The sequence below is a fragment of the Duganella kummerowiae genome, from assembly GCF_053572355.1.
Genome location: NZ_JBKFEH010000008.1, coordinates 68,459 through 85,349, shown reverse-complemented (window position 1 = coordinate 85,349; position 16,891 = coordinate 68,459). Strand labels below are relative to the sequence as shown.

At 66.6% G+C, this 16,891-nt stretch carries 17 protein-coding genes; 3 read left to right on the top strand and 14 right to left on the bottom strand.

Annotated features, from left to right (window positions below; genetic code table 11):
- Positions 1-50 precede the first annotated feature (50 nt).
- Positions 51-959, top strand: coding sequence for a LysR substrate-binding domain-containing protein (locus ACLB1G_RS08200; protein WP_491626712.1), 909 nt, complete (start codon positions 51-53; stop codon positions 957-959).
- Here the strand turns inward: ACLB1G_RS08200 and panB are convergent.
- From panB to ACLB1G_RS08170, 6 genes are all read right to left on the bottom strand, one after another.
- Entirely contained in the window at positions 956-1,834 is an 879-nt protein-coding gene (gene panB, locus ACLB1G_RS08195) for a 3-methyl-2-oxobutanoate hydroxymethyltransferase (protein WP_491626711.1), read from the bottom strand. The two genes, ACLB1G_RS08200 and panB, sit on opposite strands and share 4 nt — an antisense overlap.
- 97 nt (positions 1,835-1,931) lie before the next feature.
- Entirely contained in the window at positions 1,932-2,411 is a 480-nt protein-coding gene (gene folK / locus ACLB1G_RS08190) for a 2-amino-4-hydroxy-6-hydroxymethyldihydropteridine diphosphokinase (protein WP_491627262.1), read from the bottom strand.
- Positions 2,412-2,506: 95 nt separating this feature from the next.
- Positions 2,507-3,895: a polynucleotide adenylyltransferase PcnB gene (gene pcnB / locus ACLB1G_RS08185; RefSeq protein WP_491626710.1), complete on the bottom strand. Its 1,389-nt coding sequence runs from the start codon at positions 3,893-3,895 to the stop codon at positions 2,507-2,509.
- A complete protein-coding gene (locus ACLB1G_RS08180) occupies positions 3,888-4,559 on the bottom strand; it encodes a histidinol-phosphatase (protein ID WP_491626709.1) in 672 nt (223 codons plus the stop codon). The genes pcnB and ACLB1G_RS08180 overlap by 8 nt, the downstream gene beginning before the upstream one ends.
- The gene (gene hda, locus ACLB1G_RS08175; RefSeq protein ID WP_491626708.1) at positions 4,559-5,239 is read right to left on the bottom strand and encodes a DnaA regulatory inactivator Hda; all 681 of its coding nucleotides are present in this window, start codon (positions 5,237-5,239) and stop codon (positions 4,559-4,561) included. Before hda ends, ACLB1G_RS08180 begins: the two co-directional genes overlap by 1 nt.
- Before the next feature lie 48 nt (positions 5,240-5,287).
- On the bottom strand, positions 5,288-6,370 hold the full coding sequence (locus ACLB1G_RS08170) for an AI-2E family transporter (RefSeq protein WP_491626707.1): 1,083 nt from the start codon (positions 6,368-6,370) through the stop codon (positions 5,288-5,290).
- Between the two features lie 170 nt (positions 6,371-6,540).
- Between ACLB1G_RS08170 and purM the strand changes: the two genes are divergently transcribed.
- Positions 6,541-7,584, top strand: a complete 1,044-nt coding sequence (gene purM, locus ACLB1G_RS08165; protein WP_491626706.1) for a phosphoribosylformylglycinamidine cyclo-ligase — start codon at positions 6,541-6,543, stop codon at positions 7,582-7,584.
- 31 nt (positions 7,585-7,615) lie between these two features.
- On the opposite strand, the gene ACLB1G_RS08160 is transcribed toward purM, so the two are convergent.
- Together ACLB1G_RS08160 and ACLB1G_RS08155 are read right to left on the bottom strand one after the other, a co-directional pair.
- A complete protein-coding gene (locus tag ACLB1G_RS08160) occupies positions 7,616-7,819 on the bottom strand; it encodes a tautomerase family protein (RefSeq protein WP_491626705.1) in 204 nt (67 codons plus the stop codon).
- Between the two features lie 10 nt (positions 7,820-7,829).
- Entirely contained in the window at positions 7,830-8,570 is a 741-nt protein-coding gene (locus ACLB1G_RS08155; protein ID WP_491626704.1) for an SDR family NAD(P)-dependent oxidoreductase, read from the bottom strand.
- Between the two features lie 100 nt (positions 8,571-8,670).
- On the opposite strand from ACLB1G_RS08155, the gene ACLB1G_RS08150 reads away from it, so the two are divergent.
- Entirely contained in the window at positions 8,671-9,588 is a 918-nt protein-coding gene (locus ACLB1G_RS08150; protein ID WP_491626703.1) for a LysR family transcriptional regulator, read from the top strand.
- Between the two features lie 18 nt (positions 9,589-9,606).
- Here ACLB1G_RS08150 and ACLB1G_RS08145 read toward each other — a convergent pair whose 3' ends face one another.
- From ACLB1G_RS08145 to ACLB1G_RS08120, 6 genes are all read right to left on the bottom strand, one after another.
- The gene (locus ACLB1G_RS08145; RefSeq protein WP_491626702.1) at positions 9,607-9,909 is read right to left on the bottom strand and encodes a hypothetical protein; all 303 of its coding nucleotides are present in this window, start codon (positions 9,907-9,909) and stop codon (positions 9,607-9,609) included.
- 303 nt (positions 9,910-10,212) lie between these two features.
- On the bottom strand, positions 10,213-12,267 hold the full coding sequence (locus ACLB1G_RS08140; RefSeq protein ID WP_491626701.1) for an alpha/beta hydrolase family protein: 2,055 nt from the start codon (positions 12,265-12,267) through the stop codon (positions 10,213-10,215).
- Between the two features lie 67 nt (positions 12,268-12,334).
- The gene (locus ACLB1G_RS08135) at positions 12,335-14,386 is read right to left on the bottom strand and encodes a sodium:solute symporter family protein (RefSeq protein WP_491626700.1); all 2,052 of its coding nucleotides are present in this window, start codon (positions 14,384-14,386) and stop codon (positions 12,335-12,337) included.
- Positions 14,383-14,643 (bottom strand): DUF4212 domain-containing protein, encoded by a 261-nt coding sequence (locus tag ACLB1G_RS08130; RefSeq protein WP_491626699.1) that lies wholly within the window; start codon positions 14,641-14,643, stop codon positions 14,383-14,385. Before ACLB1G_RS08130 ends, ACLB1G_RS08135 begins: the two co-directional genes overlap by 4 nt.
- Positions 14,636-16,144 carry a sensor histidine kinase N-terminal domain-containing protein gene (locus ACLB1G_RS08125; RefSeq protein ID WP_491626698.1) on the bottom strand — a complete coding sequence of 503 codons (1,509 nt, stop codon included), beginning with the start codon at positions 16,142-16,144 and terminating at the stop codon, positions 14,636-14,638. The genes ACLB1G_RS08130 and ACLB1G_RS08125 overlap by 8 nt, the downstream gene beginning before the upstream one ends.
- Positions 16,141-16,848: a response regulator gene (locus tag ACLB1G_RS08120; RefSeq protein WP_491626697.1), complete on the bottom strand. Its 708-nt coding sequence runs from the start codon at positions 16,846-16,848 to the stop codon at positions 16,141-16,143. The genes ACLB1G_RS08125 and ACLB1G_RS08120 overlap by 4 nt, the downstream gene beginning before the upstream one ends.
- Positions 16,849-16,891 lie beyond the last annotated feature (43 nt).

Below are 16,891 nucleotides of genomic sequence, written 5' to 3'. Positions count from 1 at the left end.
ATTGGTGTGAATAGCAATATTATTCGACGCTAAGCGTTAGACCTGCTTACATGAGAGAGATACCACCCCTGGCAGCCCTGCGCTGTTTCGAGTCCGCCGCCCGGCTGGGCAGCGTGACGGCGGCGGCGCGCGAACTGCACGTCACGCATTCGGCCGTGAGCCAGCAGATCCGCGTGCTGGAGGAATGGATGGGCGTGGCGCTGTTCCAGCGCGAGGCGCGCGGCCTGCGCCTGACCGACGCCGGCCGCCTGTACGCGCTGGATGTGCGCGCTGCGCTGCGCGGCATTGCCGACGCCACCCGGCACGCGCAGGCGCGGCCGCAGCAGAGCGAGCTGGTGGTGACCACCTTGCCCTCCTTCGCCACCCACTGGCTGGCGCCGCGCCTGGGCGGCTTCCGCGCCGCTTATCCGCAGTACCGCCTGCGGCTGCATACCAGCCTGGAGGTGCAGGGCCTGGGACCGGGCGGGGCCGCGAAAGGCATGGCCGACATCGGCATCCGCATGGGCAAGGGCGACTGGCCGGGGCTGTCCAGCCGCGTGCTGTTCGAGGATGAATTGCTGGTGGTGGCCTCGCCGCAGTTCGTGCTGCAGTTCGCGCCGCAGGGGCTGGGGGCGCAGGAGATCGCGCAGGCGCCGCGTATCGAATGTCCGGATGCGCCCTGGGGCTCCTGGTGCCAGGCCGCCGGCGTGGAGAAAGCGCCGGGCCGCGCGGTCCTGCACGCCAACGATTCCAACGTGATCCTGGCCGCGCTGGCGCAGGGCACGGAACTGGCGCTGGAGCGCCGCAGCCTGGTGGCGGAAGCGCTGCGGCGGGGCGAACTGGTCCAGCTCAGCCCCGTCACGGTTCCCTATCCCTACCAATACTGGCTGGTCTGGCAGCCCCGCGACGGCCTCAGCCCAGGCCAGCGCCACTTCATGGAGTGGCTGGAGGCCGAGGTGGCAAATCAATATCGCACTTAGAAACAGTGTTCCAGCGCCGGGAAGCTGCCTTCCTTGACTTCCCTGACGTAGGCGGCAAAGGCCGCTTCGATGCTGGGCTGGCCTTCCATGAAGTTTTTCACGAAGCGCGCCTTGCGGCCGGGGAAGACGCCCAGCAGGTCGTGCATCACCAGCACCTGGCCGGAGCAGTCCGGACCGGCGCCTATGCCGATGGTGGGCATGTGCAGCAGCTCGGTCACCTCGCGGCCCAGCGCGGCCGGTATGGCTTCCAGCACCACGATGGAGGCGCCCGCTTCCTGCAGCGCCAGCACGTCCGCTTTCAGGCGGTCTGCCGCTTCCGTGGTCTTGCCCTGCACCTTGTAGCCGCCCAGCTGGTGCACCGACTGCGGCGTGAGGCCCACGTGGGCGCACACCGGCACCGCGCGCTCGGTCAGGAAGCGCACGGTCTCGGCCAGCCAGGCGCCGCCTTCCAGCTTGATCATGTGGGCGCCGGCCTGCATCAGCTGCACGGAATTGCTATAGGCCGCCTCCGGGGTGCCGTAGGCGCCGAACGGCAGGTCGGCCACGATCATGGCCGACTTGGCGCCGCGCGCCACGGCGGCCGTGTGGTAGGCCACTTCGGCCACCGTCACCGGCAGGGTGGACTGGTGGCCGTTGCATACCATGCCCAGCGAATCGCCGATCAGCAGTATCTCCACGCCGGCGCGGTCCATGGTGGCGGCGAAGCTGGCGTCGTAGCAGGTCAGCATGGTGATCTTTTCGCCCGCGCCCTTGAGCGCCGCCAGCGAGTTCACGGTGATGGCCTTGGTCGCGGCCGGTTTGGACGGTGCCGGCGCCGGGGTGGCGGCAGCCTTTTGGCTGGCCGCCATTTCGTTCCCTTGCAAATAACCAGACATGGGGATTCCTTGTTAGATGAGTTTGGACCGCGATAGTGTAGCCTTTGGACCAACTTCGCGCTGTAAGTTCTTTATTTGGCGTCGGAGTATAGCCGCTTCAGGCCAGGCGGGCGATGGCCTGGTTGGCAACTGCTTCGGCGTGGGTGGTGGCCGGGCCCAGGCCGGGAATGGTGACGTCGGGCGCGGTTTCCAGCAGCGGCACCAGTACGAAGGCGCGTTCGTGCATGCGCGGATGCGGCACGCTCAGCGTCGGGGTATCGATCACGGCGTCGCCGTACAGCAGCAGGTCCAGGTCCAGGGTGCGCGGGGCGTTGCGGTAAGGGCGCTCGCGGCCGTGCTCCTGCTCGATGCGCTGCAGGGCTAGCAGCAGGGCTTCGGCGTCCAGCGTGGTGGAGATGCGGGCCACGGCATTGATGTAGTCGTCGCCGCTGGAGTCGATCGGGGCGGTGCGGTACAGCGAGGACACGGCCTCCACGCTGGTCCCCTCAACCCGGCGCAGGCGTTCGACGGCGTCCAGCACGTTGGCGCGCGCATCGCCCAGGTTGGCGCCTATGCCGATGTAGGCGGTGGTCTTCATGTCAGGCCCGCCACGCATGCCGGGTATATCGACATGGAACCTGGCGCGTCCGTGCGCAGTCAGCATGGGCTCCCGCTCCAGGCGGGAGCGACGTTTCAGTTGTCGCTGGCATGGTCGGCTGCAGCGGTTTCGGTCTGGGCTTCGCCCTGCACCTTGGCGCGGTTGCCGCGGCGCGGCGGGCGCTTGCGCTTGGCGCCGCCCGCTGCTGCGGGCTGGCTGGCGGCTGCCACCAGTTCCTCGCGGCTGATCTCGTCGCCCTCGTAAAAGCCGGTCCACCAGTCGCCCAGCTCCTGCTCGATCTCGCCCGAGGCGCAGCGCAGCAGCAGGAAGTCGTAGCCGGCGCGGAAGCGCGGGTGCTCCAGCAGCTTGTAGGCCGACTTGCCCGAGCGGCGCTCGAAGCGCGGCTGCATGGCCCAGATGTCGCGCATGTCGGAACCGATCTTGCGCTGCAGGGCGAGTTTCTCGGTCTGCGATTCCAGCACGTCGTCTGCCGCCAGGTGCAGGGCCGGGATCACCTGTTCGCCAGCGGCGCGGTAGGCGGTCCACTTTTCCAGCACCTGGTGCCACAGCAGGGAGGCGAACAGGAAACCGGGCGAGACGGTCTTGCCGGCGTGGATGCGGGCGTCGGTCGAGTCCAGCGCCAGGGTCACGAATTTGGCGCCCAGCGGCTGCTCCATCACCACGTCCAGCAGCGGCAGCAGGCCGTGGTGCAGGCCCTGCTTGCGCAGCTGCTGCAGACAGGCCATGGCGTGGCCGCTCATCAGCAGCTTGAGCATTTCGTCGAACACGCGCGCCACCGGCACGTTGTCTATCAGGGTGGCCATCAGGGCGATGGGTGCGCGGGTTTCCGGCTCGATCTCGAAATTGAGCTTGGCGGCAAAGCGCACCACGCGCAGCATGCGCACCGGGTCCTCGCGGTAGCGCGCCTCCGGCTGGCCGATGATGCGCAGGGTCCTGGCGCGGATGTCCTCGATGCCGCCGTGGTAGTCCAGCACCTGGCCGTTGGCCGGGTTGTAGTACATGGCGTTGATGGTGAAGTCGCGCCGCTCGGCGTCCTGGGCCTGGGTGCCGAAGGTGTTGTCGCGCAGGACGCGGCCATGTTCATCCTTGGGCGCATCGCCCGAGGTGGTGCCGCGGAAGGTGGTCACTTCCAGCAGGTCCTGGCCGAACATCACATGCACGATCTGGAAGCGCTTGCCGATGATGAAGGCGCGCCGGAACAGGCGCTTGACCTGCTCCGGGGTGGCGTTGGTGGCGATGTCGAAGTCCTTGGGCTTGACGCCCAGCAGCAGGTCGCGCACGGCGCCGCCCACCACGAAGGCTTCGTAGCCGGCTTCCTGCAACGTGCTGGTGACGCGCACGGCGTTGTTCGACACCAGCTTCGGATCGATGCCATGCTGTTCGGGGCCCAGCACCACCGGGGTATCGCGTCCGCCCTTGTTGTTCTTGGTGCCCAGGATTTTGCGGATGAGTTTCTTAATCATTGAACAATTCTATCAGTGGCCAGCCTTTGGAACTGGCGTGCGCCCGCAGCAGGGCATTGGGATTGGTCGCCACCGGATGGGTCACCAGTTCCATCAGCGGAATATCGTTTTGCGAATCGCTGTAGAAATGACTGCTTTCGAACCCTTCCAGGGTGTGGCCCAGCTGGTCCAGCCAGGCCTTGGTGTGCGTGATCTTGCCCTTGCCCAGGGTGGGCGTGCCGACCAGCTTGCCCGTCGGGCGGCCGTCGGCATCGTACTCCGGCATGGCGGCGATCAAGTGCTCCACGCCCAGCGCGCGCGCGATGGGGGCGGTGACGAAGTGGTTGGTGGCGGTGACGATGGCCACCAGGTCGCCGGCGTCCAGGTGCTTCTTCACCAGCGCCAGCGCGGCCGGGCGCAGCGCCGGCATCACCACTTCGTCCATGAAGCGGGCGTGCAGCGCATCGAGTTCCGGGCGGGTGAAGTTGGCCAGCATGCCGAGCGTGAATTCCAGGTATTCTTCCGCATCCAGGGTGCCGGCCTTGTACTGCTCGAAGAAGGCGTCGTTGCGGCGGCCGAATTCCTCGCCGTCGATGGCGCCCACGCGCACCAGGAAGCGGCCCCACTCGTTGTCGGAATCGATGGGCAGCAGGGTGTGGTCCAGGTCAAACAGGGCGAGTTTCATTATTCTTTCGCTTCCGCCTGCAGCCACTCGCGCAGCAGCGGCAGAGTGATGGGGCGTTGGGTTTCAAGGGAATACTGGTCCAGCGAATCCAGCATGGACGACAGCGAACGCATGTCACGCTGGAAATGGGACAGCAAATAGGGTAACACGCCGGGCGACAGCGTCAAGCCGCGCGCCGCCGCCGCCGCGCTCAGGGCGGCCACCTTTTCGTCGTCGGTCAGGCCGTGGATCTGGTAGATCAGGCCCCAGCCCATGCGGGTGCGCAGGTCCTCGCGCACCGGCAGCACGGCCGGCGCCACCGCGCCGCTGCACACCATGAACGCATGGTTGGCGCGGATCTCGTTGAACAGGGCGAAGGCGTCGATCTGGGCCACCGGCGACAGCTTTTCGCAATCGTCCAGCAGGTACAAATCGACTTCGGGCGAATACACGAATTCGGACTCGATCGAGAAGGGCGAGATGTAGCGCGCCCGCCCGTTCGGGCCGGAGGTGCCGGCCAGGGCCTTGAGCAAATGGCTCTTGCCGACGCCGACCTCGCCCCACAGGTAGGCGAAGTGCTCGCGTGAGCTGCGCGCGGCGAATTGCGCCATCAGCGCCGCCGCTTCCGCATTGTGGCCCACCTCGAACGAGTCGAGGCTGTGCGCCGGTTCCGCGCCTAAATCGAGCACCAGCTGCTTCATGGCGTTCGTCCTGTGCTTATCTTTTGCATAACGGTTTTCTGTATCACGTCACGCATTATAGAAGCTGCTGCGCAGGTAGTGGCGTCGCAGGTGCTTGAACGCCACCATCAGCACCGCCGACGCGGGCAATGCCAGCAGCACACCGACAAAGCCGAACAGCTGTCCAAACGCCAGCAGGGCGAAGATCACGGCCAGCGGATTCAAGCCGATACGCTCGCCCACCAGGCGCGGGGTCAGGAAAAAGCCTTCCAGCACCTGGCCGCAGCCGTAGATGATGGCCACCGCGATCACGCCGCTCCAGTCGGCAAACTGCAGCACGGCGGCGATCAGGGCCAGCACCAGGCCCAGGCCGAAGCCCAGGTAGGGGATGAACACCAGCAGCCCGGTCAAAATCCCGACCGGCAGCGCCACGTCGAAGCCGGCGATCGCCAGCGCCGCCGAGTAGTACACGGCCAGCACCAGCATCACCAGGAGCTGGCCGCGCAGGTACTGGGCCAGCAGGGTATCGACTTCCTCGGCCATGGCCATGGCGCGCGCGATGAAGCGGCGCGGCACGGCGCCGGCGATGCGGGCCAGCATGGGATGCCAGTCCAGCAGCAGGTAGAACAGCAGCACCGGCACCAGGGTCACGGTGGCCAGCCAGCCCAGCACCGCCGTGCCGCCCACCCGCGCCGAGCTGAGCACGGCGGTCCAGATCTCGTCGCCGCTGGTGGACAGCTGGCGCGTGACGATGGTCTTGATGCCGGCGCTGTCCAGCCGCACCTTGACGCCCAGCTCCTGCAGCCTGGGGGCCAGCAGGTCGTTGGCCTTGGCCAGGAAGGCCGGGATCTGGGCTTGCAGCATGGGGATTTCCTTCTGCAGCACCGGCACCACGATCAGCACCAGGGCCGTCATGGCGGCAAAGAACAGCGTCACCACGATGGTCACGGCCAATGCGCGAGGCACGCCGAACCGCCCGAGACGGATGTGGGCAATATGATCGACGCCGGGATTCAAGGCATAGGCGATGATGGCGGCCGCCAGGAAGGGCGTCAGCACCGGCCCCAGCAGTATCAGCAGGAAGAAGAACGCGGCCCACACCGCCACCCAGAACACCGTCTGCTTTTGCTCTACCGTGAGGGGAAATGGCATGGAATGGGATCTGGTGGTTTAAAAAAGGGTGCTGGACGGGGCATTTTGATAAAATAGCGGACTTACCTGATTAGCGTGTCTTTTTCACACGTTTTTGGCCAAAATCGCGGGATTTTGGGCCAAAAGTGGTCTCCGCCTTCTATTTTACCGCCTCTGCTGCCAAATACACCATGAGCCAAACTCCAAATGTTTCCCTCTCCTACCGTGACGCCGGCGTCGATATCGATGCGGGCGATGCCCTGGTCGAAGCGATCAAGCCATTTGCCAAGCGTACCCTGCGCGAGGGCGTGCTCGGCGGCCTGGGCGGCTTTGGCGCCATGTTCGAAGTCAGCAAGAAGTACAAGGAACCGGTGCTGGTGTCCGGCACCGACGGCGTGGGCACCAAGCTGAAACTGGCATTCGAGCTGAACCGCCACGACACGGTCGGCATCGACCTGGTGGCCATGAGCGTGAACGACATCCTGGTGCAGGGCGCCGAGCCGCTGTTCTTCCTCGACTATTTCGCTTGCGGCAAGCTGGACGTGCCGACCGCGACCGACGTCATCAAGGGCATCGCGGCCGGCTGCGAACAGGCCGGCTGCGCCCTGATCGGCGGCGAGACGGCGGAAATGCCGAGCATGTACCCGGCCGGCGAATACGACCTGGCCGGCTTTGCTGTCGGCGCGGTGGAAAAATCGAAGATCATCGACGGCACCAAAATCGCGCCGGGCGACGTGATCCTGGGCCTGGCCTCGTCGGGCGTGCACTCGAACGGCTACTCGCTGGTGCGCAAGATCATCGAAGTGTCGAAGCCGGACCTGGACGCCGATTTCCACGGCCGCAAGCTGGCTGACGTGCTGATGGCCCCGACCCGCATCTACGTCAAGCCGCTGCTGGCCCTGATGGAAAAGCTGGAAGTGAAGGGCATGGTGCACATCACCGGCGGCGGCCTGGTCGAGAACATCCCGCGCGTGCTGCAGCCGAACCTGGTGGCCGAGCTCGATTCCAGCTCGTGGACCCTGCCGCCGCTGTTCCAGTGGCTGCAGCAGCACGGCGGCGTGGCCGACGCTGAAATGCACCGCGTGTTCAACTGCGGCATCGGCATGACGGTCATCGTCTCCAAGGAAAACGCGGACGCGGCCCAGGCCCAGCTGGAAGCGGCCGGCGAGACCGTGTACCGTATCGGCGCCATCCGCGAACGCGTGGGCGACGAGCACCAGACCATCGTGGTGTAAAACAAAAAGCGGGCTTTTCAGCCCGCAGTATTCATTCCCCGCGCTTGCGCAGCGTGGTCACGCTTTCCCGGTTCACCCCCCAGTTATCCATCTCCACCTCGTCGATGATGACGAAGGTGGTGGCGGGGTTTTTGTTCAGCACGCGGGTCAGCAGGTCGGTGGCGCCTTGTATCAGTTCCAGCTTCTGCTCCGGGGTGACGCCTTCGCGGGTAATGCGGATATTCACGTAGGGCATGGCGGCCTCCTTACCAGCTGCCGGCGGTGGCGCCGCCGTCCACGCTCAGCACCGTGCCGGTGGTGTAGCTGGAATCGGTCAGGTACAGCACCGCGTCGACGATGTCCTGCACCGTGCCGGCCTTGCCGCTGGGCGCCAGCGTTTTCAGGTAATTCCAGGTGGCCTCGTCGGCGCCCGCGTGCAGCGGGGTGGCGATGATGCCCGGCGCCACCGCGTTGACACGCACATTCGATGCCGCCAGTTCCAGCGCCAGCGCGCGCGTGGCCTGGTTCAAGCCGCCCTTGACCAGTACCGGCAGCAAAGCCGGCACCTTCGCTGTCGGCTGCACGCCCAGGCTGGCCGTGATGCTGACGATATGGCCGTCGCCACGGGCCGCCATGTGCCTGGCCGCCTGCTGTGCAGGATAGAAGAAGCCTGCCAGGTTGGTGGCCACCAGCGCGTTCACATCCTCTTCGGTGTAATCGCCTACCGGCTTGGCAATGAAGATACCGGCGTTGTTGATCAAAATATCCACCTTGCCGTAAGCGGCGATGGCGCGCTCGAACAGGGCGCGCGCCGTCTCCGGCTTGGCGATATCGCCTGCCACCGGCAGGAAATTGGCGGGCTGGCCCAGTTGCGCGGCGGCGGCCTGCAGGCGCTCCAGGGTGCGGGCGTTGCCGACCACGTTGTAGCCGCGCTTCAGGTAAGCCTCGGCGATGGCGTAGCCTATGCCGCTGGATGCGCCGGTCACGATGACAGTCTTGGTGCTCATCTGTAAACCTCAAAGTAAGCGGTGGAGCAGCCACTATACTTTTGCGTGGGAAGCCGATAAATTAGGCGGCAAGCACATTACTACTTACATCATGTAATCAATGAAGCGCAGTTTCGACGATATCCAGCTGGGCAGCATAGAACTGTTCTGCCTCGCGGCCGAGCTGTCCAGCTTTACCGAAGCGGCCAACGCGGCCGGGGTGACGCCGGCCGCCGTCAGCCGTTCCGTGCTGCGGCTGGAGAAGAGACTGGGGGTACGGCTGTTCGTGCGCACCACGCGCCGCATCAAGCTGACCGACGCCGGCCAGCGCTACTACCAGCAGTGCAGGCAAGCCTTGAGCCAACTGGTCGAGGCCGAGCGCGAGGTGACCGGCGCCCAGGCGGCGCCGGCTGGTCCGCTGCGCATCAGCGCGCCGACCCCGTATGCGCACTACCGTTTGCTGCCGCTGCTGCCGGCATTCCGCGCGCGTTATCCGGAGGTGACGGTGGAAGTCCACGTCAGCAACCGCAATATCGATTTCGTCGAAGACCGCTACGACATCGCCATCCGAGGCCGCGATCCGGCCGACTCCACCCTGATCGCGCGCAAGCTGGAGGATGCGGAACTGGTGCTGGTGGCGTCGCCGGCTTACCTGAAGCGGGCTGGCGCGCCGCGATCGCTGGACGATCTGCAGCGTCACGAATGCATACAGTTCGAACTGCCCAGCACCGGCCGCACCATACCGTGGCCGTTCAGGGTGGATGGCAAAGTGGTGGAGGTAGCCACCAGCGGCAGTTACACCTGCACCGAGGACGTGCTGGGCATCGTCACCCTGGCCCGGCATGGCGCCGGCCTGGTGCAGACTTACCGCTACATCGTGGAGGAAGATTTGAAGCGGGGCGCGCTAGTCGAGCTGCTGCCGCAGCATGGCGGCGCTTCGCGGCCCTTCATCCTGCTGTATCCGCACGCGCGGCACTTGTCGCTGCGGGTGCGGGCCCTGGTGGATTTCCTGGTGGAGAAGCTGGCGCCGCGCGGCTGACGGCGCCGGTATCGGAGCTTACTTGCCGCCGCCCTTGCCGCCGCCGGGACCGCCGGGCGGCATGCCGGCCGGACGTGCCGCCAGCACTTCGCCATCCTTCTGGCAGGTGCCGCTCACTTTACGGTCGCGCATGGTGAAGCTGACTTCGGCGCCTTCGGCCTTGCCCTTGCAGGCTTCGATGGCTTCCGGCGGCGGGCCGTGCGGAGCGCCGCCCGGCGGGGCGCCGCCCGGCGGCGGCTGCATGCTGTCGTTCTGCGCCACGGCAGCCATGCTGGCCACGGCCAGGGCCATGCACAGGGCCCATTGTCCTACGTTTTTCATATGTACTCCTTGGTTGATGGTCATACCGCGATCGACACGGTGACGTAGTCCACCTGACCCGTATTCCTCGCCGAGCGGCGGCGTGCGGTGCCGGGTATCCGGGCTGGCACGGCGCCCTACGGTTGTGCGCTTGAACCAGCCCATCTATGCGGGCTGCGGAGCCATTGTCCGCCAGCACCGCGTTAGACGATGTCAAGGCCGCGTAAAGCCGGGTAAAGATGCCGGAACGGCAGCCTGGCCGGCGTGGCGGCCCATCACCACTCCCACGTACACGCCCGGCAGGGCGGCGCAGGGTACGCCAAATCAGGGCGCCGGGGCGGCCGGCTGCGCCTTGGGACCGATGTTCTGGTCGAGGAATTTCTCCACCCGGCCCCAGAAGTCGTAGCGGTTCTTGGGCAGGGCCCAGCCGTGGCCTTCCTCGGGATACTCTATCCACTGCACGTTCTTGTTGGTGGCTTTGACGGCTTCGTAGAACTTGGTTCCGTGGTAGAGGGGGACGCGCTGGTCGGTGCCGCCATAGGCCAGCAGCAGCGGCTGGGTGATGCGGTGCGCCTGCAGCAGCGGCGAGGTGGCTTTCAGCTGGGCCGCGTCCTTGACCTGGTCGCCGACCAGTTCCGGCATGCCGTACTGCTTCCAGCCCTCCTGCATGTCGGACGAGCGCGTCCAGTTGCCGTCATACAGCAGGTTGATGTCGGTCACGCCGACCCAGTCGATGCCGCATTTGAACAGGTCGGGATCGTTGATCAGTCCCATCAGCGTGGCATAGCCGCCGTAGCTGGCGCCGGCAATGCAGATGCGCTTGGGATCGACCGTGCCCTGGGCGATGGCCCAGCGCGCGCCGTCGGCCAGGTCGTTCTGCATGGCCAGGCCCCATTGCTTCCAGCCGGCGCGGTACAGCTTGTTGCCGAAGCCGGTGCTGCCACGGAATTCCGGCTCCAGTACGGCGTAGCCGCGCGAGGCCAGGAACTGGGCGTCCGGGTTCCAGCCCCAGTGGCCGCCGCGCACATAGGGGCCGCCGTGCACCAGCACCACCAGCGGCAAGTTCTTGTCCTTGCCGCGTGGCAGGGTCAGCCAGGCCGGGATCTCCAGGCCGTCGCGCGCCTTGTAGCGCACCATGGTCTGGTGGCCCATCTGTCCCGGCACGATGGCCGGATAGGTCGAGCCCACCGAGGCCAGCTTTTTGGTCTCGGTGTTGTACAGCAGGGTGTTGAGCGGGGTGACGTCGGAATACGAATTGACCAGTATCCACGGGGTCTGCGGCCGGGATGGCGCGTTCAGCACGTTGACCTTGCCCGGCAGCAGGGCGTCGACCGCTTCCTGATTGGCTTTCATGGCCGGGTCCAGCCAGCTGGTGGCGTGGGCATCGATCATGTAATGCACGCCGACCAGCTTCTTGTCGTTCATGACCAGGGCGCCGCTGAAGTCGTAGCCGGGCAGCTCCACCAGCGGTTGCGGATTGATCTTGCCGGTGCTGAAATTGAAGGTGTACACGGCCTGGGTGTCGCGGCCGGCGCTGGACAGCACGTACAGGGTGCCGTCCGGACCGAATTCCAGCGGCGTGAAAGCGCCTGCGGTTTCCTTGTAGGTGTGGAAGCTGGCCAGCTTGTTCCAGGTGTTGCTGGCCGGGTCCAGGTACAGGTAGGTGGTCTCGCCCTGCTCCATGGTGGCGGCGATGCGCGGTTCGCCATTCTGGTCCAGCAGCCAGCTCTTGACCTTGCCGGGGCGCTTGATCATGGTGCTGGTGCCGCTGACCGTATCGAGCCGCAGCAGGTCGGCGCTGTCGAACTGGTCGCCGCTGTAGTTGGCCCGTTGTACGTAGACGATGTTGTCCTTGAGGCCGATTTTTTGCCTGAGCAGGTAGTGATTGTAGGGCAGCACCAGGCGCGCGGCCACGCCGCTGACATCGGGACGGTTGCTGCGGTTGATCAGCTGGCGGAAGCCGTTGCCGTCGCGGTTGACGGCGTACAGGCCAGGCGCGTAGCGGGCGTCGCCGGGGCCGACGCTGCGGTCGGTCACGTCATAGACCAGGCGCTCGTCGCTGACCCAGTGGAAGTCGCCGACGTCGGCGTCCACGAAGTTGGCCACCACGGTCAGCTGGCTGGTGGCCAGGTCGACCACGGCCAGGCGTTCGCGCTGGTCCTTGCCGCCCACCTTGGCCGCCAGGTATTTGCCGCTGGGCGACAGCGCGGCGCCGCTGAATGCGGGATTGTCGAAAAAAGCTTCCAGCGGCGGCAGGGCGGCGGCCTGGGGCGCCGCGGCGGCCGCCTCGGTGGACTGGGCGGCGTCCGCCAGGACGGCCTGGCTGGTGGCCAGGGCGCAGGCCAGGACGGTGGTGCGCAGGATGGTGGCGTGCTTCATGGAACTCTACCTCGTGTCGTTACAAAATAAATAATTGCCTGAGAATAACACCGCCTTGCTTTTTTCGCTATAGTTCCGGCGATCTAATATAGTCCACCAGGGCCATGGTGCGCCCGTCCGGCGCCGGCGTCAGCCAGCTGGCCACGGCCATGGCCAGCACCCCGGCCGGGACGCCGAATACGGCGGCCGAAATCGGCGCGATGTGGAACCACTGGCCGGCCGCGCCGCCGCCGAAGGTGGCGCTGGTGTGCACCATGTAGTACACGCACACGCAGAAGCCGGTGACCATGCCGGCAATCGCGCCCTGGTGGTTGGCGCGCTTCCAGAACACGCCCAGCACCAGCGCCGGGAACAGGGTGGAGGCGGCCAGCGAGAAGGCCGCGCCTACCAGCGACAGGATGTCGCCCGGCTTTTGCGAGGCCTCGTAGGCGGCGATGAAGGCCACCGCCAGCAGCAGCAGCTTGGAGATGGTGACCCGCTTCTGGGTCGAGGCCGAGGGATCGACCAGTTTGTAATACACGTCGTGCGACAGCGCGTTGGAAATCGCCAGCAGCAGGCCGTCCGCCGTCGACAGCGCGGCCGCCAGCCCGCCGGCCGCCACCAGTCCGGACACCACGTAGGGCAGGCCGGCGATTTCCGGCGTGGCCAGCACCAGCACGTCGGCGTCGATGGCGATTTCGGCCAGCTGCACGATGCCGTCATGGTTGATGTCGCTGATGCTGAGCAGCGGGTGGACCTTGTCCACATTGGCCCAGTACGAGACCCAGCTCGGCAGGTGGGCATAGTCGCTGCCCACCAGGCTGCTGTAGATGTGGTACTTGACCAGCACCGCCAGCGCCGGGATGGTGAGGTAGATCAGCAGGATGAAGAACAGGGCGCAGAACACCGACACCCGCGCCTCGTGCACCGAGGGCGTGGTGTAGGAGCGCATCAGGATGTGCGGCAGCGCGGCCGTACCCAGCATCATGCTGAACACCAGGGCCAGGAAGTTGTTGCGCTTGATGTCGGACTGCTCCGGCGTGCCGGGGTAGGGCGTGGCGTGCGGCGTGATGGGCGCCGCGCGCGCCAGGTTCAGGTCGCGCTCCTCGCTCCAGCTGCGGGCCGCTTCCTCGGCGGTCTTGGGGTAGGCGATCAGCGCCTTTTCGGCGGCGCGGATTTCCAGCAGGGAGGCGTTGCGCTGCTTGACCTTGTCGAGCTGGTGCTGGACCGCGATACGGCCCTGTTCCCAGGAGGCGGGCAGGGCGTCCAGCCTGGCCTGGTAGTCGTCGGCGCGCTGGCGGAAGATGGCGCGCACCTGCAGCTCTTTCGGGTCCTGCTGCAGCGCGGCTTCGCGCGCGCCCAGCTTGGGCAGCAGGGTGCCGTAGGCCACCTGCGGCACCGGGTTGCCGCCCTGCTTGGCCGACAGCCAGATGGCCGGCAGCAGGAAGGCCACCAGGATGATGATGTACTGCGCCACCTGGGTCCAGGTGATGGCGCGCATGCCACCCAGGAACGAGCAAACCAATATGCTGGCCAGGCCGAGGAAGATGCCGACCGAGAAATCGACCCCGGTGAAGCGCGAGGCGATCAGGCCCACGGCATAGATCTGCGCCACCACGTAGGTGAAGGAGACCGCGATGGTGGCGCCCACCGCGAGCAGGCGCACGGTGCGCCCGCCCCAGTTGGCGCCGTCGCCGCCGCCGTAGCGGGCGGCCAGGAAGTCAGGCAGGGTGTACTGGCCGAAGCGGCGCAGATAGGGTGCGATCAGCAGCGCCACCAGGCAGTAGCCGCCGGTCCAGCCCATGATGTAGGCCAGGCTGTCGAAGCCGCGCAAATACAGGGTGCCGGCCAGGCTGATGAAGCTGGCCGCCGAGATCCAGTCGGCCGCCGTCGCCATGCCGTTGTACACGGCCGGCACGCGCCGTCCGGCCACGTAGTATTCCAGCACGTTGGAGGTGCGGCTGATGACGCCGATGGTGGCGTACAGCACGATGGTGGCGAACATGAACAGATAGCCTATCCACACGCGCGGCATGCCCTCCTGCTCCAGCGCCGTGAGGGCCACCAGGAAGCCGGCGAAGCCGATGGTAAACAAGGTGTAGTAGCGCCGCAGGCGCTGCTGGAAGGAGCGCTGGCTCAAGGACGCTGCTCCCCGGCGGCGCCCAGGTCCAGGCGCCGCATGCGCCAGGCGTAGACCCCGATAATGGCCAGGTAGACCAGGGACGCGCCCTGGGCCGCCAGGTAGAACGACAGCGGCCAGCCGAACACCGACAGGCCGGCCAGCTCGCGCGCGAAAAAGGCGGCGCAGAAGCCGGTCAGTATCCAGGCCGCCAGCAGCCAGGCGCTCAGCCGGCGGGTGCGGCGCCAGTGCAGGCCGCGCAATCCAGGTTTATCCATAGTAGATGATCTCGTTGTCGTCCTGCGGCGGCCGTGGCGGCAGCGGGAAGCTGAGGCGGAACAGGGCGCCCGGCAGCCTGGGGTTGGCCGCGCGCGGATTGTTGAACACATCGACCTCGGCGCCGTGCTGCTGGGCGATCTCGCGCACGATGGCCAGCCCCAGGCCGCTGCCCGGCACGTTGGAGCCCAGCACCCGGTAGAAGCGCTCGAAGACATGGGCGCGCTCGGCCTGAGGGATGCCGGGGCCGGTATCCTCCACCTCCAGCAGGACGTGCTCGGCGGTCTCGCGCACCCGCACCGTGACGCTGCCGCCGGCCGGGGTGTAGCGCAGGGCGTTGTCGATCAGGTTGGACAGCAGTTCGCGCAGCATGGTCGGGTTGCCGTCGATTTCCACCGGCTGCGGCGGGGCCTCGTAGCCGAGATCGATCCGGTGCGAAAAAGAGGCCTGGACCCAGTCGTGCACCACGCTGCGCGCCAGCTCGCCCAGGTCCAGCGGCTGCGGCGCGGTGCCGGCCTGCGGCAGATGCTCGGCGCGGGCCAGGGCCAGCAGCTGGTTGACCAGGCGGGTGGCCGCTTCCGAACTCTTGGCCAGCTGCTCCAGCGAGCGGTGCACCTCGGCCTGGTCGGTCTGGCGCAGGGCCAGCTCGGACTGCATGCGCATGCCGGCCAGCGGGGTCTTCATCTGGTGCGCCGCGTCGGCAATGAAGCGCTTCTGCATCTCGATGTTCTGGGACAGCCGGCCCAGCAGTTCGTTGAGCGAGCGCACCAGGGGCGAGATTTCCTCCGGCACCTGCTTGGAATCGATGGGACTCAGGTCGTCCGAGCTGCGCGCGCGGATGCGCTCCTGCAGCTGGGCCAGCGGCGACAGCCCGCGCGCCAGCGCGAACCACACCAGGGCCAGCACGATGGGCAGGATGATGAACTGCGGCAGTATCACGCCCTTGATGATCTCGTTGGCCAGCTGGGCCCGTTTTTCCAGGGTCTCGGCCACCTGCACCAGGGCCAGCTGGGCCTCATCGTCGCCGGTGTTGTCCAGCTGGACGTAGGAATAGGCCACCCGCACCGCCGTGCCGTGCATGCTGTCGTTGCGGAAGCGCACCAGGCCGGCGCGGAACTTGTCTTCCTCGTGCGGCGGCGGCAGGTCGCGGTCGCCGTCCACGTAGGCGTTGTCGGGGCCGAGGATCTGGAAGTAGACATTGTCGATATCGTCGGCGCGCAGGATGTCGCGGGTGCTGCCGGGCAGGTGGCGTATCAGCTTGCCGTCCACCGTGCGCACCTGCTGGGCCAGCACGGTGACGCTGTCCTCCAGCGCATGGTCGAAGGGCTGGTTGGCGATGCTCTTGGCCACCAGGTAGGTGATGGCGATGCTCATCGGCCACAGCAGCAGCAGCGGAGCCAGCATCCAGTCCAGGATTTCGCCGAACAGCGAGTGCTGGATGCCGTCGTCCTGCTCGGCGGCGGGCGGTTGCCAGGTGTCGCCGCTGTCCCCCGGCTCCTTCACTTGGCGCTGTGCCCCGCGAGTTCGGCGCGCGCGCCTTCCACGTATTTTTCCAGGCAATAGCCCAGGCCGCGCACGGTGGCGATGCGGATGCCGCCCACCTCGATCTTCTTGCGCAGGCGGTGCACATAGACTTCGATGGCGTTGTTGCTCACTTCCTCTCCCCATTCGCACAGGTGGTCCACCAGCTGTTCCTTGGACACCAGGCGGCCGGTGCGGGCCAGCAGGATTTCCAGCAGGCCCAGTTCGCGCGCCGACAGGTCCAGCATCTGGTCGTGGATGTAGGCGCTGCGTCCCACCTGGTCGTAGGACAGCGGGCCGTGCTTGATGATGGTGGCGCCGCCGCCGGCGCCGCGCCGGGTCAGGGCCCGCACCCGCGCCTCCAGCTCGGACAGGGCGAAGGGCTTGGCCATGTAGTCGTCGGCGCCGAGGTCCAGGCCGTTGACCTTTTGTTCGATGGAGTCGGCCGCCGTGAGTATCAGCACCGGCAGCAGCGAACCGCGCGCCCGCAGGCGGCGCAGCACTTCCAGCCCGGACAGGCGGGGCAGGCCCAGGTCCAGTATCAGCAGATCGAATTCCTGGGTCGAGAGCGCGGTGTCGGCCTCCTGGCCGTTGCCCACGCAATCGATGGCATAGCCGGACTGGCGCAGGGAACGGGTCAGCCCGTCCGCCAGTACGCTGTCGTCCTCGGCCAGTAAAATACGCATAACAGTCTCCTCGGGCGTTGCTTTGGTGTTTTTTTGTTGTACT